We start from the raw sequence: 22,779 nt of genomic DNA, 5'->3' as shown, positions 1-22,779 counted from the left end.
TCGCGTGATTGAAGCCGGAACTCGCGAGTTCCGGCTCCGATCACGCCGGTTACGGCTCTGGTCACGCGAGTTACGTGCGGGCGCGGAACGTGCGGGCCGCCAGGAAGGAGCCCGCCGCCGCGGCTGTAGCTGCTATCAACAAGGCCACCGTCAACGACCAGCCCAGCGGGCGGCCCAGTGCCAACGCCCGGGTCGCGTCGATCGCGTACGTCAGCGGGTTCACCGCCGATACCGCGCGGACCCACGTCGGCATCGTGTCCAGTGGCATGTACGCGCTCGACGAGAACATCAGGGGGAACATCACCACGAACGACGCCGCCTGCAGGGTCTCCGCCTTGCGCAGCCATGTTGTGATCGCCACGAAAACCCAGCTCAAGCACCAGCCCACGACCAACGTCACCAGCAGGGCCAGCGCCAGCCCGGCCACGCCGCCCGCGGGGCGGAAGCCCAGGAACACCACGCTCGCCAGTGCCGTCACCACCAGCTGGACGCCCAGGCGCGCCGAATCCGCGAACGTGCGGGCCACCAGTACCGAAAACAGCGAGATCGGCAGGCAGCGCAGCCGTCCGGTGAAGCCGCCGTAGATCTCCGCCAGGAGGCCCGCTCCCGAACTCATCGCCGTCGTCATCGCGATGTTGACCAGCGTGGCCGGGACCAGGAAGTTCACGTAACCCTGGTACGCCGCCACCCCCGGCAGCGCACCCACACCGCTGAACACCTGGCTGAACAGCAACAGCAGCACCACCGGCTGCAGCAAGCCGAAGAAGACCAGCCGCCGGTCGCCGAACGCCGTGCGCAGCGACCGCGCGGTCAGGATCCGGACCTGCGTCCAGAAGCCGGATTCGGGCCAGGCCGTGGGGTCGGCGAGCGCGGCGACGGCCGCGTGGTGCCGGAACCGCGTCACGACGCCGCCCGGTGCAGGGACAGGTAGACGTCGTCGAGGGTCGGCTCGGTCACCGTCAGGTCGCGCAGCGGGGCGCCCGCCGCGTCGAGCGCCCGGACCACCACCGGGATGTCGCCGGGGCCGGACAACGGCACGGTGAGCACCAGCCCGGCGCGGCCGGCCGCGATACCCAGGCGGGACAACGCGTCCACCGCGCGCCGCAACGCCAGTTCGGTGCCGAAGGTGCACGTCGCCGTGCGGGTGCCGAGCCGGGCCTTCAGCTGCGCCGGCGTCCCCGACACGGTGATGTGCCCGAACCCCAGGACGACGACGTGGTCGGCCAGCCGATCCGCCTCCTCGAGGTACTGCGTGGTCAGCACGACCGTGGTCCCGCGCGCCGCGAGGCCCTCGACGGTCGTCCACAACCCCGCGCGGCTGACCGGGTCCAGCCCGGTCGTCGGCTCGTCGAGGAAGAGCACCTGCGGCGCGCCGACGAGCCCCGCGGCCAGGTCGAGCCGGCGCCGCATCCCGCCCGAGTACGTGCCGGCCGGGCGGTCGGCCGCGTCTTCGAGGCCGAAAGCGGCGATCAGCTCGGTGGCCCTGGCCAGCGCCTGCCGCGGCCGGGCGCCCAGCAACCGGGCGATCAGCACGAGGTTCCCGCGCCCGGACAGGGCGTCGTCGACCGCGGCGAACTGCCCGGTCACGCCGATCCGCCGCCGGACCGCGCGGCCGCGCTGCACGACGTCGTAGCCGCAGACGCGGGCGGTGCCCGCGCTCGGCCGGACCCGCGTGCTGAGGATGTCGATCAGGGTGGTCTTCCCGGCGCCGTTGTGGCCGAGGACCGCCAGCACCGCGCCGCGGGCGACGGTGAGGCTGATCCCGGCGAGTGCGGTGACTTCGCCGTACTGTTTCGCGAGGTCCGTCACGGCGATGACCGGCTGGGGCATGGCCGCTCCTTTCCTGCCGCGCAAAAGGTATCGGGACCGGAGCCTCTCGATCAAGAAGCCCGCCGCCATTCGCGGAACGCGTGACAATTTTCGCGGAATCGGATAGCACCCGCGTGACAAGGGCTGACCTGCGTGACCCTTCCGGATGGGGGTGATCTCCTGCGTGTGACAAAGAATTTCCGGCGGCTTGTTCACCGTGAAACACGGAGGTAGCTTTGCCGAAATTCCCCCATTTCCCGAGGTGACGACCCGTGAAGTTTTCGTGGAAGTCGAGAAAGCCCGCGTTCGGCCTGGCCGCCGCGACCGCAGCGGCGGTCGCGGCGACCGTCGCGCTCGTCGGAGCGGGCCCGAGCCAGGCCGCGCCGGTGAGCCTGACGCTGAACTACAATTGCCCGTTCCCGCTGATCGGCGACCAGGTGCTGTCGGTGAAGATCGACACGAACCTGCCCGACAACGCCGTCGCGGGTGCCTCGTCGACTCCGATCACCTTCGACGTCGACGTCACCGTGCCGGAGACCGCCACCGAGGGCCTCGCCCTGGTCGGCGCCACTTCGCTGGACGGCTCGGCGAAGGCCGCGGCGACGCTCAAGTACCCGGTCGACAAGACGCTGAACCTGAACCTGCCGCTGACGATCGCCTCGACGCCGGTGCCGCCGTCGGGTGCCTTCCACGTCAAGAGCAGCGGCAAGGCGCCGGCCGTGACGTTCCCCAGCCCCGGCACCGCCTCGGTGACGGTCGGCAACTTCAGCACCACGATGACCCCGCGCACCGCCGACGGCCAGCCGACCGACCTCGGCACGTTCACCTCCGACTGCGTCGCGGTCCCGGGCCAGAACCAGCAGCTGGGCACGTTCGAGATCAAGCCGGCGGGCGGCGCCACCACGCCGACGACGCCGACGACCCCGACCACGCCGACGACTCCGACCACGGAGCCGACGACGCCCACGACGGAGCCAACGACGCCGACGACGGAGCCGACGACTCCGACGACGGAGCCGACGACTCCGACGACTGAGCCGACGACTCCGACGACGGAGCCCACGACTCCGACGACGGAGCCGACCACGCCGACGACGGAGCCGACGACTCCGACGACCGAGCCGACGACTCCGACGACGGAGCCCACGACTCCGACGACGGAGCCGACCACGCCGACGACGGAGCCGACGACCCCGACCACGGAACCGACGACGCCGACGACCGAGCCCACGACTCCGACGACGGAGCCGACAACCCCGACCACGCCGACGACCGAGCCGACAACGCCGACCACCCAGCCGTCGACCCCGACCACCACGCCGACGAACCCGCCGGGCGGCATCGAGGTCAAGTACTCCGTGCAGGGCAAGTCGGTCCTCAAGCAGCTGCACGCCACGCTGCCGCTCGGCCCGGGCACCCTGGACGCCAAGCTCGACGCCGCCTCGGGCAAGTTCGGGGCCCAGCTCGCGCTGCCGAAGTCGGATGTCCACTTCCGCGTGTTCGGCTTCATCCCGGCGTCCGCGACGGTGAAGCTCGACCAGGTCGGCGCCATCACCGGCACCCTCACCAGTGGTGCGGTCAAGGCGAACGCCCGGATCGACGTCCAGCTCACCAAGGTCCGCGTGTTCGGCTTCCCGATCCTGTCGTCGAAGTCGTGCCACACGGTCAAGCCCGCGGACGTGCCGCTGACCTCGGCGCCCGGCTTCGACCCGCTCAAGGGCGGCAAGCTGACCGCGACCTACGGCATCCCGCAGTTCACCGGCTGCGGCTTCCTGACCGGCTTGATCACCGGCCTCACCTCCGGTCCCGGCAACAAGCTGGACATCACCCTCGCCAAGAAGTGAACTCGATGAGGAATTCCGGATGCTGACCAGGACCTCACTGCTGCTGGTGCTGGTCACGGCCGCGTTCTCGCTCGGCGCCGCGGAAGCGGCGCCGGGCGAGACCGCGCCACCACCACGACAACAAGCGGCCGCCACCCAGATCCCCTTCGGCTTCACCCTGGGGGACGCGCAGCAGCCGACCACGAGCCACGTCGCCAAGCTCGGGTCGGACATCACCTTCCCGCCGGGCACCTTCGACGGCTCGCTGGGCGGTCTCACGAACACCGTGCCGATCACCGGGAAACTCGCCATCCCACCGGCGAACGGCTACTTCGTCGCGTTCCGGTTCATGCCCACCACCGGCCGGGTCGAGATCATCCCGGACGGGGACGCCACGGGCACGGCCACCGTGCACACGGGCAAGGACAAGGACTGCAAGGCCACGCAGACCAACATCTGCGCCGACACCGACGTGACCGCCAAGGTGTTCATCAGGCTTTCGGACGTCAAAGTGGACGGACGGCCCCTCGACGTCGGCCCGGACTGCCGGACGGCCCAGCCCGCGGCGGTCACCATCAAGGCGCTGGTGCCGATTTCCCCGCCCGCCCCGCCGGTGAAGGTGACGTCGACCTTCACCACCCCGGAGTTCGCCGGGTGCGTCGGGCACGAGGACGTCAGCCGGCTGCTCACCGGCCTGGTTTCCGGTCCGGGCAACACCTTCGTCTCCAACCTCCAGCTCCGCTGCTTCAGCACCGGGTGCAAGTCATGACCACGTTCCTCAGCGAAGCGCCGCAGAAGGCCGCGAACGGCCTGCGCGAGTTCGGCCGGATGTGCGCGATGGGCCTCGACGTCCTGGTCGCCATGCTCCGCCGCCCGTACCAGGTGCGGGAGTTCGTCCAGCAGTTCTGGTTCATCGCCAGCGTGTCCATCACGCCGGCGATCCTGGTGTCGATCCCGTTCGGCGCGGTCATCTCGCTGCAGCTCGGCTCGCTCACCAGCCAGATCGGCGCCCAGCAGTTCAACGGCGCGGCGAGCGTGCTGGCCGTCGTGCAGCAGGCCAGCCCGATCGTGACGACGCTGATCATCGCCGGCGCGGGCGGCAGCGCCATCTGCGCCGACCTCGGCGCGCGCAGCATCCGCGAGGAGATCGCCGCGATGGAGGTGCTCGGCGTCTCGCCGATCCACCGGCTGGTGGTGCCGCGCGTGCAGGCCGCCGTCGGGGTGTCCGTGCTGCTGAACGGCCTGGTCAGCGTGGTCGGCGTACTGGGCGGCTACTTCTTCAACGTGATCGTCCAGGGCGGCACGCCCGGCGCGTACCTGGCCAGCTTCAACGCCCTCGCGCAGCTGCCCGACCTGGTCGTCAGCTCGATCAAGGCGGTCATCTTCGGCTACCTCGCCGGGGTCGTCGCGGCCTACCGCGGCCTGAACCCGAAGGGCGGCCCCAAGGGCGTCGGCGACGTCGTCAACCAGTCCGTCGTCATCACGTTCCTGCTGCTGTTCTTCGTCAACACCGTGCTCACCGCGCTGTACCTGCAGCTCGTCCCGGCGAAGGGAACCTGAGTGGCCATCCTCGGCAAACCCGGCGACCGGCTGTTCGACCTCGGCGACCAGCTGCTCTTCTACGTCCGCGCGCTCGCCGCCGTCCCGCTCGCGGTCACCCGCTACTTCCGCGAGGTCGTCCGGCTGCTGGCCGAAGTGACGTTCGGCAGCGGCGCGCTCGCGGTGATCGGCGGCACGATCGGGGTGATGGTCGGGCTCTGCGTGTTCACCGGCGTCACGGTGGGCCTGCAGGGCTTCAGCGCGCTGAACCAGATCAACATCTCGGCGATGACCGGCTTCCTGACCGCGTACTTCAACACGCGCGAAATCGCGCCGCTGGTCGCCGGGCTCGCCCTTTCGTCCACTGTGGGCAGTGGGTTCACCGCGCAGCTCGGCGCGATGCGGATTTCCGAGGAGATCGACGCGCTGGAGGTGATGGCCGTGCGGAGCATGCCGTACCTGGTCACCACCCGGATCGTCGCCGGGTTCATCGCCATCATCCCGCTCTACGTGATCGGGCTGCTGATCTCCTACCTCGGCTCGCGGCTGACCACGGTCGTCTTCTTCGGACAGTCCGGCGGCACCTACGACCACTACTTCACGCTGTTCCTGCCGCCCGGCGACGTCCTGTGGTCGTTCGGCAAGGTGCTCGTCTTCAGCGTCGGGGTGATCCTGACGCACTGCTTCTACGGCTACCGCGCCGGCGGCGGCCCGGCCGGGGTCGGCGTCGCGGTCGGCCGGGCCGTGCGGACGTCGATCGTGCTGATCAGCGTGCTCGACCTGTTCCTCTCGCTGGCCATCTGGGGTGCGACGACCACGGTGAAGGTGTCCGGATGACCCGCTTCCGCACGCAGCTCGCCGGGGTCGCCTTCCTCGGCGTGCTGGTCCTGCTCGGCTGGCTCGCGGTGGCCATCTACGACAAGGACTTCGACGACGCCGAGCTGGTGACGCTGCGGGCGGACCGCGTCGGCAACCAGCTCGCGCCCACTGCCGAGGTCAAGGTCAAGGGCGTCCCGTTCGGCGAGGTCCGGGCGGTGCGCAGCACGCGCACGGGCGCCGAGATCGACCTCGCCCTCGACCCGGCGAAGATCGGCCTGCTGCCCGGGAACGTGTCCGCGCGGCTGCTGCCGAAGACGGTGTTCGGCGAGCGGTACGTCAACCTCGTGCTCCCCGACAGTCCACAGGGGAAACTCCGGGCCGGTGACGTGATCGCCCAGGACCGCTCCAGCAACGCCATCGAGCTGGAACGCGTCCTCGGAGACCTGCTGCCGCTGCTGCGCGCGGTCCAGCCGCAGAAGCTGAACAGCTCGCTCGGCGCGATTTCCCAGGCGCTCGACAACCGCGGGAAACCCCTCGGCGACAGCATCGTCAAGCTGCAGGACCTCCTCGGGCAGGTGAACCCGCTGATGCCGCAGTTCAAGGCCGACATCACCGGCCTGGCGAACGCCGCCGACGTCTACACGAAGGCTGCGCCGGACATCCTCCAAGCGCTGAGCGACCTCTCGACCACCGCGAAGACCATCGTGGACACCCGGGCCGACCTCGACAACCTCTACGCGAGCGTCACCAGCGCCACCGGGCACCTCAACGAATTCCTGCGCAAGAACAAGGACAACCTGATCGGCGTCTCGGCGGCGAGCCGGCCGACGCTGGAGCTGCTGTCGCGCTACTCCCCGGAGTTCCCGTGCTTGTTCGACGCGGTCAACCGGCTCAAGCCGCTGATGGAGAAGGCACTCGGCAAGGGCACGAACGAGCCCGGCCTGCACGTGACGCTCACCGTGCAGGACCCGCGCGAGAAGTACGTCCCCGGCCGGGACACCCCGCGGTTCGACGCCACCGGCGGCCCGAAGTGCTACGGCGGCGGCGCGGCGGCCGCGGGCCCGGCCGACGGCGACCTCGGCCCGGCCAACTCGCCCGGTGAGCGGAAACTGGTCGCGGAGCTCCTGAAGCCGGCGCTGGGTGACGTGCCCGACTGGAGCAGTGTCCTCATCGGACCGGCACTGCGCGGGACGGAGGTGACCGTCCGATGAGGAGCGTGGCGGGGCCCGCCGTCAAGGGGCTCATCTTCTTCCTGGTCACCGCGGCCGCAACGGCCGTGCTGGCGATCACCATCGCCAACTCGAACGTCGGTGCGACCATCGGCTACACCGCCCGCTTCACCGACGCGACCTCGGTCAACCCCGGCGACGAAGTGCGGATGGCCGGGGTCCGGATCGGCCAGGTCGACTCGGTGCGGGTCGTCGAACACCGGCTCGCCGACGTCGAGTTCTCGGTCGGCCGGACGCACCGGCTCACCGCGTCGGCCTCGGTCACCATCCGCTACCGGAACCTGGTCGGGCAGCGGTACCTGTCGATCGACCCCGGCGCCACCGACACCTCGCCGACGCTCGCCGAAGGCGCGCAGATCCCCTTGGAGCGGACCAAGCCGGCGCTCGACCTCACCGCGCTGTTCAACGGCTTCAAGCCGCTCTTCCAGGCACTGTCGCCCAACGACGTCAACCAGCTGTCGTTCGAGATCATCCAGGTCCTGCAGGGGGAGGGCAGCACGATCGACAGCCTGCTGCGGCACACCGCGTCGCTGACTTCGACCCTGGCCGGGAAGGACGCGCTGATCGGCCAGGTGATCGGCAACCTCAACACCGTGCTCGACACGCTGAACGCCCAGGGCGACCAGTTCGACACGCTCGTCGACACCACCGCCCAGCTGGTCACCGGCCTGGCCGCGGACGCCAAGCCGATCGGGCAGGCCATCGGCGGCCTCGGCGAGCTGACCACGGCGACCGCGGGGCTGCTGGAGCAGGGCCGTCAGCCGCTCAAGGGCAGCATCACCGCACTCGGTGACCTGTCGAAGAACCTGGCCGACAACACCCCGGTGTTCCAGCAGTTCCTCGACAACCTGCCGAAGAAGCTCGACCGGATCGGCACGCTGTTCTCCTACGGCTCGTGGGCGAACTTCTACCTCTGCTCGGTGCAGACGGACGCGAAACCGGCGCCGGGCGGTCCGCCACCGGGCATCCCCGTCACCGCTGCGAGGTGCCGGTGAAACCCTTCCGCAGCCGCAACCCGATCGCCGTCGGCGCGGTGACCGCACTGGTCATGGCCCTGATCGGCAGTGCCACCTTCTTCTCCGACGACCTGCCGCTCATCGGCGGCGGCACCACGTACAAGGCCGAGTTCCACGAGGCCGCCGGGCTGAAGCCGAACGACGAAGTCCGCGTGGCCGGGGTGAAGGTCGGCGAGGTCACCGACGTGCGGCTGGCCGGCGACCACGTCGAGGTGCTGTTCCGGGTCCGCGACACCTGGGTCGGCAACCGGACGACGGCGGCGATCAAGATCAAGACGCTGCTCGGCCAGAAGAACCTCGTCCTCGACCCGGTCGGCAACGCCGAGCTGAACCCGGACCAGCCGATACCGGCCGAGCGGACCAGCTCGCCCTACGACGTCACCGCGGTCTTCAACGACCTGGCGAGCACGGTCGGCGCGATCGACACCGACCAGCTCGCCCAGGCGTTCCGGACGCTGTCCGACACCCTCGGCGCGTCGGCGCCCCAGGACGTCAAGACCGCGTTCAACGGCGTCGCCGCCCTGTCGCAGACGCTGGCCTCACGCGACGACGAGCTGGTCAAGCTGTTCCAGAACACCAACCAGGTGTCCAAGACGCTCGGCGAACGGTCCGGCCAGATCCAGGCGCTCATCCGCGACGGCAACACCCTCCTCACCGAGCTGAACGCCCGCAAGGACGCCATCGCGAAGCTGTTCACCGGCATCAAGAACCTTGCGATCCAGCTGCGCGGCCTGGTCGCGGAGAACCAGAAGACACTCGGGCCGGCGCTCGACCAGCTCGACCGCGTGGCGACCGTGCTGCAGCAGAACCAGGGGAAGCTCGAGGACAGCCTGCGCCTGGCCGGGCCGTTCTACCGGCTGCTCGGCAACGCCGTCGGCAACGGCCGGTGGATCGACACCTACATCTGCGGGCTGATCCCGACCGGCAGCACGCCGGGCAGCTGCCAGCCGCCGAAGAACGGGGGACGCTGATGGCCCACCAGCTCATCGACCTGGGTGCCGAGGCGCGACGGCGGACGCGGTTGCGGGCCCTCACGCTCGGCGTTCTGCTCGCCCTCGTCGTCTCGGCCGCGTGGCCCGTGGTCACCGCGCCTGCCGAGCGGACGCTGACCGCGTACTTCACCGCCGCCGTCGGCATCTACCCGAACTCGGACGTCCGCGTCCTCGGCGTCGCCATCGGCTCGGTGTCCGAAGTGGAACCGAACGGCACCGACGTCAAGGTCACCATGACGCTGCGGCCGGGTGTGCCGCTGCCCGCGGACGCCGGGGCCGTCGTCATCACGCCGAGCCTGGTCGCCGACCGGTACGTCCAGCTCACGCCGGTCTACCGCGGCGGCCCGCAGCTGCCCGACGGTGCGTCGATCCCGCGGGAGCGCACCGCCACCCCGGTCGAGGTCGACGACCTGCTGCACAGCCTCAACCAGCTGATGTCCGCGCTCGGGCCGCAGGGCGCCAACAAGGACGGCGCCGTCAGCGAGGTCCTGACCCGGTCCGCGGACTACCTGAACGGCACCGGGCAGACCATCGGCACCGCGATCAAGAACCTCGGCGAGTTCGCGCGCACGGCGAGCGATTCCAAGGACGACCTGTTCAACTCCGTGGACAACATCAGCAGGTTCACCGCGATGCTCGCCGCCAACGACGGCCAGGTCAAGCAGGCCATCTCGCAGATCGCCTCGCTCAGCAAGGTGCTGGCCGACCAGCGTGACCAGTTCTCCGGCGCGCTGACCGAGCTGACCCAGGCGCTGAGCGTCGTGCAGGGGTTCATCAAGGACAACCGGGGTCGCGTGCAGTCCGATGTGGACAAGCTGGCCGACGTGACGAAGGTGCTGGTGAACCAGAAGGACTCGCTGGCCGAGGCGCTCCAGGCGGCCCCGAACGCCCTGACGAACCTGCTCGGTGCCTACGACCAGGCCAACGGGACGATCGACGGCCGCGGCAACCTCCTCGAGTACGCGGAGCCGAAATGAAGTCACTGGTCAAGCTGGCCGCGGTGGTCACCCTCGCGCTGGTCACCACCGGCTGCGGCAGCGGGGTGAGCGTCTACGACATCCCGCTGCCGGGCGGCGCCGCGCTCGGCGACCACCCGATCCACGTCACCGCGAGCTTCACGAACGTGCTCGACCTGGTGCCGCAGTCGGGGGTCAAGGTCAACGACGTGCCGGTCGGCCAGGTCGTCAAGGTCGAACTGGCGCCGGACGGGCGCAGCGCGGTCGTCGAGCTGCTGCTCAACGGGGACGTCGACCTGCCGGGCAACGCCGTCGCCCGGCTGCGGCAGGCGAGCATCCTCGGCGAGAAGTTCGTCGAACTCGCCCCGCCCGACGACGCGACGCCGTCGGGCCGGCTGCTCGACGGCGCGGACATCCCGCTGGACCGGTCGACGCTGACGCCCGAAATCGAGGAGGTCTTCGGAGCGCTGTCGTTGCTGCTCAACGGGGGCGGCGTCGCGCAGGTGCAGAACATCAGCCACGAGCTGAACGACGCACTCGGCGGCAAGGAGACCGCGGCGCGGTCCCTGCTGTCCGATCTGGACACCTTCGTGCGGGGGCTCGACGAGCACCGCAACGAGATCACCCGGGCCATCGAGAGCGTCAACCGGCTCTCGGCGACGCTGAACGCGCACACCGACCGGATCACCACCACGCTGAACGGCCTCACGCCGGGCATCGGCGTCCTCAACCAGCAGCGGGAGGCGCTGGTCGGGATGCTCAAGTCCCTGGACGGGCTGACCTCGGTCGCCGTCGACACGGTCAACCGCAGCAAGGACGACCTGGTCGCCGACCTCCGCGCGCTGGAGCCGCTGCTGCGGCGGCTGGCCGACTCCGGCGACAAGCTCCCGAAGGCCATGGAGATGGTCTTCACCTTCCCGTTCCCGGACGCCGCACTGGACACCATCCGCGGCGACTACCTCAACGGGTTCCTGAAGGCAGGCCACTGATGCTGACCCGGTTCGTGCGCGTGCAGGTGACGCTCTTCGTGGTCATCGCCGTCGTCGGCGTCGCCTACGTCGGGGCCACCTACGCGGGCCTCGACAAGGTGTTCTTCGACCGCGGCTACACGGTGACCGCGCAGTTCCCGACCGGCGGCGGCATCTTCACGAACGCCGAGGTCACCTACCGCGGTGTCCCGATCGGCCGCGTCGGCGAGCTGCGGCTGACCCCGGCCGGGATGGAAGCCGACCTCGAGATCGACTCCGGGACCGCGCCGGTGCCCGCCGACACCGAAGCCGTGGTCGCGGACCGGTCGGCCGTCGGCGAGCAGTACGTCGACCTGCGGCCGCGCACCGACGGCGGTCCCAAGCTGCACGACGGTTCGGTGCTCACCCAGGCGGACACGAAGATCCCGCTGCCGGTCGACGTCGTCCTGTCTACAGTGGACTCGTTCGCGAACTCGGTGCCCAAGCCCGCGCTGCGCACGGTCGTCGACGAGCTGTACAACGCGACGTCCGACGCCGGCCCGGCGCTGGACCAGCTGGTCGGCCGCGGCATCGAGTTCGTGCAGGCGGCGAGCGCGCACGTCGCGCCGCTGACCCGGTTCGTCACCGACGCGCACACCGTGCTCGACACCCAGGTGCAGCAGGCCGGCGCGATCCGCGACTTCGGCGTCAACGCGAAGCTGCTGGCGTCGACCCTGAAGGCGTCCGACGGCGACCTGCGCACCCTCATCCCGGCCGTGCCCGCGGCCGCGAACGAGGTGAGCGCCCTGATCCGCGACTCCGGGCCGAACCTCGGCGTGCTGCTGGCCAACCTGCTGACCACCGCGGACGTCCTGGAAACGCGGCAGGACGGGATCCGGCAGCTGCTGATCACCGCGCCGCAGGCGGTCGCCGCGGCCGGCACGATCGTGCGGCCGGACGGTGTCCACATCGGACTGTCACTGACCTTCTTCGACCCGCCGCCGTGCACCACCGGGTACTCGACGCCGTACCGCAACGGCCTCGACACGTCGGTCCGGCCGCTGAACACGGCCGCGCGCTGCGCGCTGCCGAAGGGTGACCCGACGAACGTGCGGGGCTCGCAGAACGCACCGGGAGGACGGCCGTGAGGGTTCTTGCGTTGGTGGCGGCGGTCCTGGCGACCGTCGCGGCCGGGTGGTCGGGCTTCACCTGGTGGCAGGCGGCGCACGACGACGGCGTCGCGCGCGCGGTCGTCCGGGAAGAGGCGTTGCAGGCGGGCCGGACGGCGGTGGCCGCGCTGACCACTTTGGACTACCGGCAGGCCGCGCCGGGTTACCAGCACTGGCTCGAGCTGTCCGGCGGCGCGCTGCGCGACGAGCTGGCGGCGGACCGGCAGGGCAGCCTCGACCGGATAGCGCAGGCCAAGACCGTCACCACGGGCAAGGTGACCGACGCCGCGGTGACCGAAGTGGACACCGCGGCGGGGACGGCGAAGCTGATCGCCTCGGTCGAACTCGTCGTGGCGCCCGACGGCGGGGACGCCGTGACCAAGCGCAACCGGTTCCAGGCCGACCTGACCCGCGGGCCGGACGGCTGGCACGTCACCGGCCTCGGCCAGGTTCCCGTCGGGGAGGCACCGTGAAGACAGCGACGAAGAAGCGGGCCGTGAAGGTCGCCGGCCGACGGCACCCGGAAGCTCGTGACGAGCCGGCCCCGGCCTCGGCCGAGCCGGCCCCGGCCGTCCGGCCGCGGCGGCGGGCCATGGTGGTGCTCGCGGTGGTGGCCGTGGTCATGGCCGGGCTCGCGGTGTGGTTCACGCTCGAAGCGCGGGCCACGAACGACGTCGTCGCGCACAACAGCGCGCTGTCCGACGTTGCGGGCACGGCCGACGCCGGGAAGCAGGTCAGCGCGGCGCTCGGCACGGTCTTCTCCTACCGCTACGACGATCCGGCCAAGAGCGAGCAGGCCGCGAAGGACGTCCTGACCGGGCCCGCGCTCGCGCAGTACGAGCAGCTGTTCGGCCAGGTCCGCAAGCTGGCCACCGAGCAGAAGCTCGTGGTGACCTCCACCGCCGTCGCGTCCGGCGTGAAGCTCCTCGACGGCGACCGCGCGGCACTGCTGGTGTTCCTCGACCAGACCGGTACGCGGGGCGACGGGCAGCGCAGCACCGGCGCCGCCCAGCTGAGCGTCACGGCGGAGCGCGTCGGCGGGAAGTGGCGCGTCACCGGGATGTCCGCCGCCTGAGCATGCGCGAGGAGCCCATGACCCTTTCCGAACTGCTGGCCTGCCGCGCCGCGGCGGTGGGCGACGAGCCGGCCCTGACCTGGTCCCGGCTCGCGGTCACCCTGACCTGGGGTGAGCTGGACCGGCGCGTCACGGCGGTCGCCGCGGCCCTGCGCCGGGTCACCGAGCCGCGGCAGCGGGCGGCGATCCTCGCCGCGCCGTCGCCGGACTACGTCGTCGCGTTCCTCGGCGCGCTGCGGGCCGGGCTGGTCGCCATCCCCGCCGGGCCGGACCGCCGGGCGAGCGTGCTCGCCGACGCCGAGCCGTCGATCGTGCTGGCGACCGCGGCGACCGTGCCCGCGGTCCGGAGTTTCCTGGCCACTTTGGACACCTGCGGGCACCGGGTATTGGCCGTGGACGCCGTGCCGGACGCCACCGGTGGCCCCGAAATCCGGCTCGTGCCCGAGGACGTGGCGTACCTGCAGTACCCGGGCGGGGTGATGGTCACGCACGCGAACGTGGTGGCCAACGCGCGGCAGGCGGCCGAGGTACTGGGCCGGGCGACCGTGGTGACCGGGCTGCCGCCGAGCGACCCGCTGGGGCTGGTGCTCGGGGTGGCGGTGCCGATCGTCACCGGCCGCCCGGCGGTGCTCGGCGACGACGCGTCCGTCCCCGAGGCACTGCGGGAGGCGTACGTCGTGGCCGAAGCGACCGCGCTGGTCGCTTGTGGACGGCCGGCCGGCCAGCGGGTCGCGATCGTCGACCGGGACGGACGGCGGGTCCCCGCCGGTGACCTCGGCGAAATCTGGGTGAGCGGACCGAACGTCGCCCGCGGCTACTGGCGGCGGCCCGGGGAGTCCGCGCGCGTCTTCTGCGCCCGGCTCACCGGTGACGACGAGCCGCGGTGGTGGCTGCGGACCGGTGACCAGGGCTTCCTGGACCCTGCGGGGGACTTGTGCGTCACCGGCCGGAGCCTCGTCGCCGGGTACCGCCCGGAGGACCTCGAAGCGACGGCCGAGCAGGCGCACCCGGCGATCCGGCCGCGTGCGGCGTCGGCGTTCGCCGTGCACGGCGGCCAGGCGGTGGTCGTGCTCGAGCTGGCCGACGGCGTCGTCCCGCCACGCGGCGAGGTCGAGCGGGCGGTGCGGCACGCGGTCTCGACGCGGCACGGGCTGACGCTGCGGAGAGTCGTCGTCCTGCAGTCTTCCGCCGGGGACGGCCTGTGGTGACCGGGCCGGCGGAGCGGGCGCTGTCGCCGGGCGTCCCGTTCGCCACTTCATCGTTCGAAGTGACTTGGCCGGAAGTGCCGCTGCCGCCGGGCGAGCCGCCCGCGCCGGGCGCGTGGCTGCTGCTGACCGACGAGCACCCGGCGGCGCTCGGCCGGGCCGTCGCGCTGGCGCTGGCGCTGGCCGCGGCCGGGGACGACGCGTTGTCGCTGCCGCGTGACGACCTCGACGAGCTGCCCGGGTTCCTGGCCGAGCGGCCGGTGCGCGGCGTCGTCTTCCTGACCGGGTCGCCGTACGCCTACCACGACCCGGAGGCCGCGCAGGAGCTGCTGCTTTCGGTGCTGCCGGTGGTCGCCCGCGTCGGCTTCGGCGTCCGGTTCCACCTGGTCACGCAGGCCGGCGGCGAGCCGGGGCTGGCGTTCCTGCGCGGGCTGGTGCGGGTGCTCGCGGTCGAGCGGCCGCAGTTGCGGGCGAGTCTGGTCGACGTCGACGCGCGGTCCGATGTGGACGTGCTGGTGCGCGAGCTGCGGTCGGACGCCCCGGACGACGAAGTCCGCTGGCGGCACGACGTCCGGTACGCGGCCCGGCTGGCCCGCGTGCCGTTCGCCGTCGAGGTCCCGACCGGACCCGGCGCGTACGTGGTCACCGGCGGTCTCGGGCCCGCAACCGCGCGGTGGCTGGCCGGCACCGGCGCCACCCGCGTCGTCCTCTGTGGACCGTACAAGGGCGCGCCCGGCGCGGTGGTGGTCCCGGGCGACATCGCCGAGCCCGGCGTCGCGGACCGGCTGGTCGCGGCGGCGACGGCGGACGGCCTGCCGCTGCGCGGCATCGTCCACACGGCAGGCGTCCTCACCGACGACCCGGCGGCCGGCTGGCACGCCGGCGTGCTGGGCGCCCGCCGCCTGCACGAGGCGACCGCGGACTGCCCACCGGAGTGGTGGCTGCTGGGCACGTCGGCCACGGCGTTGTTCGGCGCCCCGGGCGGAACGTCCCGCGCCACGGCCGACGCCTGGCTCGACGCCTTCGCCACCTGGCGCCGCTCCCGCGGCCTCCCGGCCACGACCATCCAGCTCGGCCTGCCCCACCTCCCCGACCTCCCCCGCCCCTACTTCTCCACCCTCTGACCGGTCGACCGGCGTACCCGGAGGGTCGGTTCGCGTACCCGGAGGGTCGGCTCGCCATCCGACCCTCCAGGAACGCAAACCGACTGTCCAGGTACGCGAACCGACCGGTCAGGGGAGGGTGGCGCGGAGGGCGAGGATCATCTCGAAGCGGTCGTCCGGGTTGCGGAGGTGGTCCGCGAAGAGGGCTTCCAGCTCCTGGGCGCGGGCGCGGACCGTCTGCGGGTGGATCGCGAGGCGGTCGGCGACCTCGCGGACGTTGCCGCACGTCTCCAGCCACGCCAGCAGCGTGGGGGCCAGTCGGTTGTACTGCTTCGGCGTCAACGCCGTCAGCGGGGCCAGGCGGCGGCGGGACACCTCCGTCACCAGGAACGGCTCCTTGCGCAGCCACAACGCCGCCAGGTGGTCTTCGCACCAGGTCAGCGGCTCGTCCGGGAGGACGTCGCCGACGAGCCGCAGCGCCTGCTGGGCCGTCGCCAGTGAACGGCCCGCCTGGCGCGGCGGTACCGCCGGCCCCACCGCCGCGCGGTGGCCGGCCAGGGCCGCCGTCAGCGCGTGGCGGTCTTCCGGGGCCGGCAGGAGCAGCCGCGGGGTGCCGTCTTCGAGGTCCTCCAGCGCCGCCAGCCCGGTGACGTCGGCGGGCCCGTCGAGCGCCACCGCGACGAGCCGGTGCGGCAACGGCCACTCCGCCGCCGTCGCCGCTTCCTGGACCATCCGGGACGGCGACGGCGGGTCCGCCAGCAGCAGGTCCAGCAGCCGGCGCCGCCGCCGTTCCAGCGCGCCCGCCGCCCGGGCCTGTGCCGCCGCGTGGCCCTCGATCGACAGCGCGGACAGCTCGTCGATGTAGGCGAAGATGGCCTCGGCCAGCAGGCACAGCGTCGCCGACGGCACGCCGGCCCGCGTCCCCACCTCCGCCATCCGCCGCCAGGTCACCCGGGCGCCGACCCGGTACGCGGCCTGCAGGACGTCGAGGTTGCGGCCCTGCGCGAGCTCGTGCACGCCGAGCCCGACGAACACCTTGCGGCGCTCCTCCGGCAGCGGTCCCGACGCGGCGATCCGGTCGACGAACTGCAGGATCGCCGCCTGGACGCCCGCCCGCAGCGCCTTGCCGAACGCGCCGTCGAGTGGCCTCGCGTAGTCCGGGATGGTCCGCTGGATCTCGCGCAGCACCTCGTCGGCGACGTCGAGCAGCCGCGGCCGGAACACCGCGGCCAGCTCGCGGGGGAGCATGGCCCACAGCTGCCCCGGACGGCCGTCGCCGCCCAGCATCGGCCCGAAGGCCGTCTCGACGGGCGATCCCGTCATGCACCCACCTCGCCGTTGAAGGGGACTCAGGAACCGAGCAGTGCCTCCGCCCGCAGCGCGATCTCCATGTCGAGCCGGTCGTCGGCGTTGTTGAGCCGGTCGCCGAACAGGTCGATCAGCTGGTGCATGCGGTACCGGACGGTCTGCGGGTGCACCTTCAGCTTCTTCGCGATCTCGGGGGCGCTCCCGCGGGACTGCAGCCAGATCAGCAGCGTCTCGCCGAGCCGCGCGCGCTGCTTCGGCGTGAGGTCCTTGAACGGCTGCAGGCTGCGCGCGCACAGTTCGCGGACGAGGAACTCGTCGGCGAGCAGCCACAGCGTGGACAGGTGGTCGGTGCAGCGCGTCACCGGCGCGTCCGGCAGCACGCCGCGCTGGACCAGCTTGAGCGTGCGGCGGGCCCAGAGCAGCGAGCGCGGCGCGTCGGTGAGCCGCACGGTCGGGCCGATCACCGCCCGCCAGCCCGGCAGCCGCTCGGCGAGGTTCTTCAGGTGCCGTCCCGGGTCGCCGGTGACCAGGCACGGCTCGCTGCCCTCGAGGTCGACGAGCACGTCGGAGTGCAGGTCCGGTGCGGACAGGCTGTGCTGGTCGGGACGCGGTTCGAGGGCGACGACGGTGACTTCGGCCGGCAGGGGCCACTGCGCCGTGGCGGCCTGTGCGGTGATGGTCTGCGGCGCGGACGGCGGGTCGGCGAGCAGCAGCTCCAGCAGCCGTCTCCGGCGGCGGGCGCGGGTGCCGGCGGCGCGCGTCTGCGCCGCCGTGTAGCCCTCGATCGAGAGCGCGGAGATCTCGTCGACGTAGGCGAAGATGGCCTCCGCGCTGGTGCACAGCGTGTCCGCGGAGACGCCGGTGGCCTGCCCGAATTCGCTGATGTGCCGCCACGCGACGCGCCCGCCGACCCGGTACGCCGTCTGCAGGCAGTCGAGGCTGCGGCCCTCGTTGAACTCGATCTTGCCGAGGTTGCGGAAGACGGTCGTCCACGTCTCGAGCGGCACGGCGCCGGGGGTGCCGACGCTGTCGAGGCACTGGATGATCGACTGCCGGACACCCTGCGTGATGATGTGCCCGAACGCGCCCTCCAGCGGCTGGCGGTACTCGGGCACCGCCCGCTGCACCTCCTGCAGGATGGCGCGGGCGAGCGGGTCGACCCGCGGCTTGAAGCGGATCGCCAGCTCGCGCGGCAGCGACGCCCACAGCCCGATCGCGCCGGAAGCCCGGCCGGGCCGGGGATCCGCCGGGGTGCGCGGGGCGGGCGGGTAGGCGGGGCGGGGCCGGTCGGCCGACACGGACTGCTGCCGGTAGGCCGGTCCGGGAGTGCGCTCGCCGGGGTGCGGCCGTCCGGCCCGCAGGACGGGTACGGAGACTCCAGTGTCCACGTCGGTCATGTGTTTTATCCTTGCTGGCAACAAAATCGGCCTCGTCGGCGGGAACGCCGATCCGGTTTTTGTGGCTCAGGCAACATAATTTCGCGCGAACGGCACTGTCAACGGGTTCTCCGCTGACTTTGCGGTAACCCGTCCGGACTACACCCGAACGGGTGGAACGGCGCGAGAGGAGGTGACACTTCCGGCGGGCGCCGATGGTGCGCGCGTGACAACTTTTCAGGTGAGCGGTTCCGGGGTTGTCAGCCGCGTGACGACGTCGTCGAGCGTGAGCCGGGCGGGCGCGGTCTCTGCGAGGAACTCGTTGAGCAGGGCGCAGAACCGATCCGGCTCGGCCACGTGCGGAAAGTGTTTCACGTTTTCCAGAACGGTCAAGTGGCTGTCCGGCAGGAGTGCGGCGGTCCGGCGGCCGTGCGCGACCGGGATGAGCGGGTCACGCTCGCCCCAGACCACCAGCACCGGCACGGCTTCGGCGAGGTAGAGCTTGTCGACGGCGCTCGCGCGCTGGCCGCGCAGGTCGATCAGGCTGCGCGCGATGAACAGGAACGCCCGCCGCCGCGCGGGGTCGGCCAGCGACGCGAAATGCCTGACCAGTTCCCGTGTTTCAGTTTTCAACGACCCGCCGAGCCGTCGTCCGAGCCGGGCGGCGGCCCGCCCGATCGCGAGCGTCACCCGGTTGACCGCGAGGGCCATTGTGGCCGGTGCGCCGGGCAGGGCAGCGGCCCGCAACACCGGGCTCACCTCCGGGCCGAGGCCGGCGCTGGCCACCAGGACGAGGCGGTCGCACATTTCCGGGAACTGGTAGGCGAACTGCAGCGCGATGCCGCCGCCGAGCGAGTGCCCGACCACGGTCGCGTGCCGCACGCCGGACACCGCGAGCACGTCCCGCACGGTGCTCGCCATGGCGCCGAGGCCGTAGTCCGCGCGGGGTGCTTCGGATTCGCCGTGGCCGGGCAGGTCGAGCGCCAGCACGCGCCGGCCCTCGCACCGGGCCAGCACCGGCGCCCAGGTTTCGGCGCTGCCGGCGATCCCGTGCAGCAGCACGACCGCTTCGTCGCCGGAATCCGCGGACGGCAGGTGCTCGTGCAGCCGGATGCGGCGGCCGTGCAGGGTGAGGATCTTGACGGTCATGGGTGGCCTTTCTCGCGAACCCGAAATTAGGGCATCCGACTGCTGCCGCGGATGTGGTGAACGCCACCGCCCCGGAAATCACGGACGGACGTGACAAAGCCGATTGTCGAAAGGCGGCGGCGCGTGCGGGTTTTCGCGGTGTCACCGGGAATGCGTATCGACATTCCGGCGGTATCCGGTAATCCTCGGAGACATGGTCGCAATGACGCACCGGACGCGCTGATGTCCTGCCGCGCGAGTTTCCATTTCGTTCACCAGGGGCTGCCGCGGAGGTGGCCGGGCCGCCGCCCGTGGCGCCGGGTGCTGCCGATGCCGGTGCGCGCACTGGACCGGATGGTGAGCGCGGCCGGGCACGGGCCTCGCCGCGCCGGAGCTGCGGGCGCGTCGAAGCTCCCCGCCGCTCGGGGGACCCCCGGTTTCAACGTTACTCGCGGCCACTGACAATTCCGGTCCCGCGCCCGGGCCGCACCTGGAGTTGTCCACAACTTCCGCGCGCCGAAGGCCGCTCGACGCCGAAGGCGAAGGCTGCGTTCGACCGTCAGCCCGATCGCCGCCGCCCAGCTCAGCGGTTGCCGCTTCTCGCGAGGGCCGGCCGGGCGGCGAGGGCCGGCCGGATCAGCCCTCCGGCGGCCGGTGCGCGCGCATCAGCCGCTGCGCCCGCAAGGCCAGCTGCATGCCGAGCCGGTCGTCGGCGTCCCGCAACCGGTCGCCGAACAGTTCCTCCAGCTGCCGCAAACGATTGCGGACCGTCTGCGGGTGCACCCCGAGGCGTTGCGCGATCTCCGGCGCACCCCCGCGCGTCTCCAACCAGGCCAGGAGCGTCTCGCTCAGCCTGTCCCGCTGCTTCTCGCTCAGCGAGGCGAACGGGTCCAGGCTCTGCCGGGCGAGCTCGGCCGCCAGGAAGTCCTCCGCCAGCAGCCAGAGCGTGGCCAGGTGGTCGCGGCACCAGATGATCGGGCCCGGCACGTCCGGGCCGGACAGCAGCAACGCCCGCCGGGCCGTGCGGAGTGCGGCCGGGGCGTCGGCCAGGGGGACCGTCGGGGAGACCGCCGCCCGCCAGCCGTCGAGCTTGGCCGCCAGCGGGGCCAGGTCCGCGTCCGGGTCCCTGGTCAGCAGGTACGGCTCGGGGCCGTCGAGGTCGGCCAAGACGCCGTCGCCGAGCAGGTCGGCCGGGAAGTCCGCGGCGTCCGGGCCGCGTTCGAGGGCCACCATCGCCGCCTTCTCCGGGAGGGGCCAGCCCGCCCCGCCGGCCAGGCCGGCGATGCTGCTCGCGGCCCCTTCCGGGGCGCCGGCGATCAGCTCCAGCAGGCGCCGCCGCCGGACCGGGACGGCGCCCTCGGCCTCGGCCTGGGCCTGCTGGTAGCCCTCGATCGCGGTCGCGCACAGCTCGTCGACGTAGGCGAAGATCGCCTCCGCGGCCACCGAGATGACCGCCGGGTCGACGCCGGCCGCGATCACCGCCGGGTGCATCGCGCGCCAGGCCACCCTGGCCCCGATCGTGGCGCTGTCCTGCAGCGCGTCGAGGTTCCGGCCCTCGGCGAACTCGATCCGGCCGCGGCCGCGGTAGAACTCGATCCAGTGGTCGTGGGACAGCGCCGGCTCGCCCATCGAGTCGATGCAGTGCTGCACCGCGAACTCGACGCTCTTCACCAGCACCTTGCCGAACACGCCCTTGAGCGGCTGGCCGTAGGCGGGCACCGTGCGCTGCACCTCCTGGACCATCGACGCCGCCGCGTGCCCGACGTGCGGGCGCAACCCCGCGCCGAGCGCGCGCGGCAGCGAAGCCAGCAGGCGAAAGCTGCGGTACTCGACCACCAATCCCCCTTCGAGTGCGTGGGCGCCGAGCGTATCCGACGCATGCGTCACTGAAAAATCAACGACCGGTTCCCGGAAAGGGTGACGCCGACACGTCCTTTTGACACGGACGGGTGTGCGTTCTACGCTCCGTGTCAGTATTTCCGAGGAGCCAATTCCCAGTGGAGGACTGAATTCCCCATGCGTGGTTCCGCTGCCTCGGACAGTTCCGTCTGGTCCCGGCTGCCGCACGAGCTCGGCGACGCGGTGCGCCCGCGGATCCCGGAGATCGCCCGGGCCTGCGTCGACGCGGTCGCCGCCGAGATTCCGGAATATTCCGGGAAGTTCGCCGACGGCCCAGGCCGCGTGGCGGCGATCGAGCTGACGCGGCGCGGGATCGAGCGGGACGTCGACCGCGTCGGCACGCCGGCGCTGTGGCAGGCCGACCGGCTGGCGGAATTTCGCCGCCACGGGCGGGACGCGTTCCACAGTGGCCTCAGCCGCGAAGCCGTGCAGGCGGCCGTGCGCGTGTCGAGCCGGGTCACCTGGCGGTGGATCGCCGACATCGCGCGGGAAGCGGGCCTGTCCGGCGACGTCCTGTACGGCGCCGCGGAAGGGATGTTCGCCGACGTCGAGACGTCGATGGCGGCCGTCGCGGAGGGGTACAGCGCGGCGGAGGCCGCGGTGACGGGCACCGGCGAACGGCACCGCCGCCTGCTGCGCGCGCTGCTCGGCGGCCGCACCCCGGCGGCCGATTCGGTCAAGGAAATGGACGGTCTGCTCGCCGCGTCCGGGCTGCCGGTGCCCGAGCGGGTGGCGGCGGTGGCGTTCCGCGCGCTGCCGGGCGCCCCGGAGTTCCCGCCCGGGCTGCTGCCGGAGCACGTCCCGGCCGACCCGGCCGGTGACCCGCCGGCCGCGCTGACACCGGCCCCGGACGTGGACCTCATCGGCTTGACCGCCTTGCCCCCGGGCTGGACGGCGGCGGTCGGCCCGCTCGTCGCGCCGGCCGAGGCACCGGAGTCGTTCCGGGTCGCCCGCCGCGCGGTCGACCTGGCCGCGAGGGGGTTGCTGGACGCCCCGGGCCCGGTGATCTGGTGCCGCGACCACGTGACGACGCTCCTGCTGCTCGCGGACGAGTTCCTGGTCGGCCAGCTGGCCACGACGACGTTGGAGCCGCTGGCCGGGTTGTCCGGACGGCGGCGGGAGCAGCTCGCGGAGACGCTGCTGGCGCTGGTCCGCACCCGGGGCAGCGCGCCGGAGCTGGGCCGGCTGCTCGACCTGCACCCGCAGACGATCCGGGCCCGGCTCAAGAAGCTGAGCGAGTTGTTCGGCGAGAAACTGGACGACCCGGCCGAGCGGCTGCGGCTGGAGCTTGCGTTGCTGGCCGAGCGGGCGCTCCCGGACCGCGGCTGAGGGGTCGGCACGCGTACCCGGACGGTCGGCTTGCGTACCTGGACGGTCGGCTTGCGT

General features: G+C 72.1%; 21 protein-coding genes. 15 read left to right on the top strand and 6 right to left on the bottom strand.

Annotated elements, in window-relative coordinates; genetic code table 11:
• Nucleotides 1-70 precede the first annotated feature (70 nt).
• Together ABZX11_RS35325 and ABZX11_RS35320 are read right to left on the bottom strand one after the other, a co-directional pair.
• The gene (locus tag ABZX11_RS35325) at nucleotides 71-904 is read right to left on the bottom strand and encodes an ABC transporter permease (protein ID WP_354921446.1); all 834 of its coding nucleotides are present in this window, start codon (nucleotides 902-904) and stop codon (nucleotides 71-73) included.
• A complete protein-coding gene (locus tag ABZX11_RS35320; protein ID WP_354921443.1) occupies nucleotides 901-1,830 on the bottom strand; it encodes an ATP-binding cassette domain-containing protein in 930 nt (309 codons plus the stop codon). The genes ABZX11_RS35325 and ABZX11_RS35320 overlap by 4 nt, the downstream gene beginning before the upstream one ends.
• A 251-nt stretch (nucleotides 1,831-2,081) precedes the next feature.
• Here ABZX11_RS35320 and ABZX11_RS35315 point away from each other — a divergent pair, with 251 nt between their 5' ends.
• From ABZX11_RS35315 to ABZX11_RS35250, 14 genes are read left to right on the top strand one after another with little or no spacing between them, the layout of a single operon-like run.
• Nucleotides 2,082-3,653, top strand: coding sequence for a DUF6801 domain-containing protein (locus tag ABZX11_RS35315; RefSeq protein WP_354921440.1), 1,572 nt, complete (start codon nucleotides 2,082-2,084; stop codon nucleotides 3,651-3,653).
• A 19-nt stretch (nucleotides 3,654-3,672) separates the two neighbouring features.
• The gene (locus tag ABZX11_RS35310) at nucleotides 3,673-4,401 is read left to right on the top strand and encodes a hypothetical protein (RefSeq protein WP_354921437.1); all 729 of its coding nucleotides are present in this window, start codon (nucleotides 3,673-3,675) and stop codon (nucleotides 4,399-4,401) included.
• Nucleotides 4,398-5,192 carry an ABC transporter permease gene (locus tag ABZX11_RS35305; RefSeq protein WP_176175339.1) on the top strand — a complete coding sequence of 265 codons (795 nt, stop codon included), beginning with the start codon at nucleotides 4,398-4,400 and terminating at the stop codon, nucleotides 5,190-5,192. The genes ABZX11_RS35310 and ABZX11_RS35305 overlap by 4 nt, the downstream gene beginning before the upstream one ends.
• On the top strand, nucleotides 5,193-6,008 hold the full coding sequence (locus ABZX11_RS35300) for an ABC transporter permease (RefSeq protein WP_176175340.1): 816 nt from the start codon (nucleotides 5,193-5,195) through the stop codon (nucleotides 6,006-6,008). It abuts the gene before it with no gap.
• Nucleotides 6,005-7,201, top strand: a complete 1,197-nt coding sequence (locus ABZX11_RS35295; RefSeq protein WP_176175341.1) for an MCE family protein — start codon at nucleotides 6,005-6,007, stop codon at nucleotides 7,199-7,201. The genes ABZX11_RS35300 and ABZX11_RS35295 overlap by 4 nt, the downstream gene beginning before the upstream one ends.
• Nucleotides 7,198-8,214, top strand: coding sequence for an MCE family protein (locus ABZX11_RS35290; RefSeq protein WP_176175342.1), 1,017 nt, complete (start codon nucleotides 7,198-7,200; stop codon nucleotides 8,212-8,214). The genes ABZX11_RS35295 and ABZX11_RS35290 overlap by 4 nt, the downstream gene beginning before the upstream one ends.
• Nucleotides 8,211-9,206: an MCE family protein gene (locus ABZX11_RS35285; protein ID WP_354921432.1), complete on the top strand. Its 996-nt coding sequence runs from the start codon at nucleotides 8,211-8,213 to the stop codon at nucleotides 9,204-9,206. The genes ABZX11_RS35290 and ABZX11_RS35285 overlap by 4 nt, the downstream gene beginning before the upstream one ends.
• Nucleotides 9,206-10,204: an MCE family protein gene (locus tag ABZX11_RS35280; RefSeq protein WP_176175344.1), complete on the top strand. Its 999-nt coding sequence runs from the start codon at nucleotides 9,206-9,208 to the stop codon at nucleotides 10,202-10,204. Before ABZX11_RS35285 ends, ABZX11_RS35280 begins: the two co-directional genes overlap by 1 nt.
• Nucleotides 10,201-11,172, top strand: coding sequence for an MCE family protein (locus ABZX11_RS35275; protein WP_354921429.1), 972 nt, complete (start codon nucleotides 10,201-10,203; stop codon nucleotides 11,170-11,172). Before ABZX11_RS35280 ends, ABZX11_RS35275 begins: the two co-directional genes overlap by 4 nt.
• A complete protein-coding gene (locus ABZX11_RS35270) occupies nucleotides 11,172-12,278 on the top strand; it encodes an MlaD family protein (protein ID WP_176175346.1) in 1,107 nt (368 codons plus the stop codon). Before ABZX11_RS35275 ends, ABZX11_RS35270 begins: the two co-directional genes overlap by 1 nt.
• Entirely contained in the window at nucleotides 12,275-12,772 is a 498-nt protein-coding gene (locus ABZX11_RS35265; RefSeq protein ID WP_354921427.1) for a hypothetical protein, read from the top strand. The genes ABZX11_RS35270 and ABZX11_RS35265 overlap by 4 nt, the downstream gene beginning before the upstream one ends.
• Nucleotides 12,769-13,374: a hypothetical protein gene (locus tag ABZX11_RS35260; RefSeq protein WP_176175348.1), complete on the top strand. Its 606-nt coding sequence runs from the start codon at nucleotides 12,769-12,771 to the stop codon at nucleotides 13,372-13,374. Before ABZX11_RS35265 ends, ABZX11_RS35260 begins: the two co-directional genes overlap by 4 nt.
• 17 nt (nucleotides 13,375-13,391) lie before the next feature.
• Nucleotides 13,392-14,582 (top strand): AMP-binding protein, encoded by a 1,191-nt coding sequence (locus ABZX11_RS35255; RefSeq protein WP_354921425.1) that lies wholly within the window; start codon nucleotides 13,392-13,394, stop codon nucleotides 14,580-14,582.
• A complete protein-coding gene (locus tag ABZX11_RS35250) occupies nucleotides 14,579-15,703 on the top strand; it encodes a KR domain-containing protein (protein WP_354921422.1) in 1,125 nt (374 codons plus the stop codon). The genes ABZX11_RS35255 and ABZX11_RS35250 overlap by 4 nt, the downstream gene beginning before the upstream one ends.
• A 108-nt stretch (nucleotides 15,704-15,811) precedes the next feature.
• Here the strand turns inward: ABZX11_RS35250 and ABZX11_RS35245 are convergent, their stop codons facing one another.
• From ABZX11_RS35245 to ABZX11_RS35230, 4 genes are all read right to left on the bottom strand, one after another.
• Nucleotides 15,812-17,005, bottom strand: a complete 1,194-nt coding sequence (locus ABZX11_RS35245; protein WP_354921419.1) for a helix-turn-helix domain-containing protein — start codon at nucleotides 17,003-17,005, stop codon at nucleotides 15,812-15,814.
• Nucleotides 17,006-17,031: 26 nt separating this feature from the next.
• Nucleotides 17,032-18,387, bottom strand: a complete 1,356-nt coding sequence (locus ABZX11_RS35240; RefSeq protein ID WP_176175353.1) for a helix-turn-helix domain-containing protein — start codon at nucleotides 18,385-18,387, stop codon at nucleotides 17,032-17,034.
• A 216-nt stretch (nucleotides 18,388-18,603) separates the two neighbouring features.
• Entirely contained in the window at nucleotides 18,604-19,515 is a 912-nt protein-coding gene (locus ABZX11_RS35235) for an alpha/beta fold hydrolase (protein WP_354921416.1), read from the bottom strand.
• A 615-nt stretch (nucleotides 19,516-20,130) separates the two neighbouring features.
• On the bottom strand, nucleotides 20,131-21,330 hold the full coding sequence (locus ABZX11_RS35230; RefSeq protein ID WP_354921413.1) for a helix-turn-helix domain-containing protein: 1,200 nt from the start codon (nucleotides 21,328-21,330) through the stop codon (nucleotides 20,131-20,133).
• Between the two features lie 180 nt (nucleotides 21,331-21,510).
• On the opposite strand from ABZX11_RS35230, the gene ABZX11_RS35225 reads away from it, so the two are divergent.
• A complete protein-coding gene (locus ABZX11_RS35225) occupies nucleotides 21,511-22,722 on the top strand; it encodes a helix-turn-helix domain-containing protein (protein WP_354921410.1) in 1,212 nt (403 codons plus the stop codon).
• Nucleotides 22,723-22,779: the final 57 nt, after the last annotated feature.

It is taken from the genome of Amycolatopsis sp. NPDC004169 (assembly GCF_040610315.1).
In the GTDB taxonomy this organism is placed as follows: domain Bacteria; phylum Actinomycetota; class Actinomycetes; order Mycobacteriales; family Pseudonocardiaceae; genus Amycolatopsis.
This window is presented reverse-complemented; position numbering and strand designations above follow the sequence as displayed.

What these genes read in the sequence shown, in the direction of transcription:
- ABZX11_RS35255 (WP_354921425.1), top strand. Translation starts at nt 13,392, where the DNA reads ATGACCCTTTCCGAACTGCTGGCCTGCCGCGCCGCGGCGGTGGGCGAC.
- ABZX11_RS35310 (WP_354921437.1), top strand. Translation starts at nt 3,673, where the DNA reads ATGCTGACCAGGACCTCACTGCTGCTGGTGCTGGTCACGGCCGCGTTC.
- ABZX11_RS35240 (WP_176175353.1), bottom strand. Translation starts at nt 18,387, where the DNA reads ATGACCGACGTGGACACTGGAGTCTCCGTACCCGTCCTGCGGGCCGGA.
- ABZX11_RS35245 (WP_354921419.1), bottom strand. Translation starts at nt 17,005, where the DNA reads ATGACGGGATCGCCCGTCGAGACGGCCTTCGGGCCGATGCTGGGCGGC.
- ABZX11_RS35280 (WP_176175344.1), top strand. Translation starts at nt 9,206, where the DNA reads ATGGCCCACCAGCTCATCGACCTGGGTGCCGAGGCGCGACGGCGGACG.
- ABZX11_RS35305 (WP_176175339.1), top strand. Translation starts at nt 4,398, where the DNA reads ATGACCACGTTCCTCAGCGAAGCGCCGCAGAAGGCCGCGAACGGCCTG.
- ABZX11_RS35270 (WP_176175346.1), top strand. Translation starts at nt 11,172, where the DNA reads ATGCTGACCCGGTTCGTGCGCGTGCAGGTGACGCTCTTCGTGGTCATC.
- ABZX11_RS35320 (WP_354921443.1), bottom strand. Translation starts at nt 1,830, where the DNA reads ATGCCCCAGCCGGTCATCGCCGTGACGGACCTCGCGAAACAGTACGGC.
- ABZX11_RS35225 (WP_354921410.1), top strand. Translation starts at nt 21,511, where the DNA reads ATGCGTGGTTCCGCTGCCTCGGACAGTTCCGTCTGGTCCCGGCTGCCG.
- ABZX11_RS35235 (WP_354921416.1), bottom strand. Translation starts at nt 19,515, where the DNA reads ATGACCGTCAAGATCCTCACCCTGCACGGCCGCCGCATCCGGCTGCAC.
- ABZX11_RS35290 (WP_176175342.1), top strand. Translation starts at nt 7,198, where the DNA reads ATGAGGAGCGTGGCGGGGCCCGCCGTCAAGGGGCTCATCTTCTTCCTG.
- ABZX11_RS35275 (WP_354921429.1), top strand. Translation starts at nt 10,201, where the DNA reads ATGAAGTCACTGGTCAAGCTGGCCGCGGTGGTCACCCTCGCGCTGGTC.
- ABZX11_RS35295 (WP_176175341.1), top strand. Translation starts at nt 6,005, where the DNA reads ATGACCCGCTTCCGCACGCAGCTCGCCGGGGTCGCCTTCCTCGGCGTG.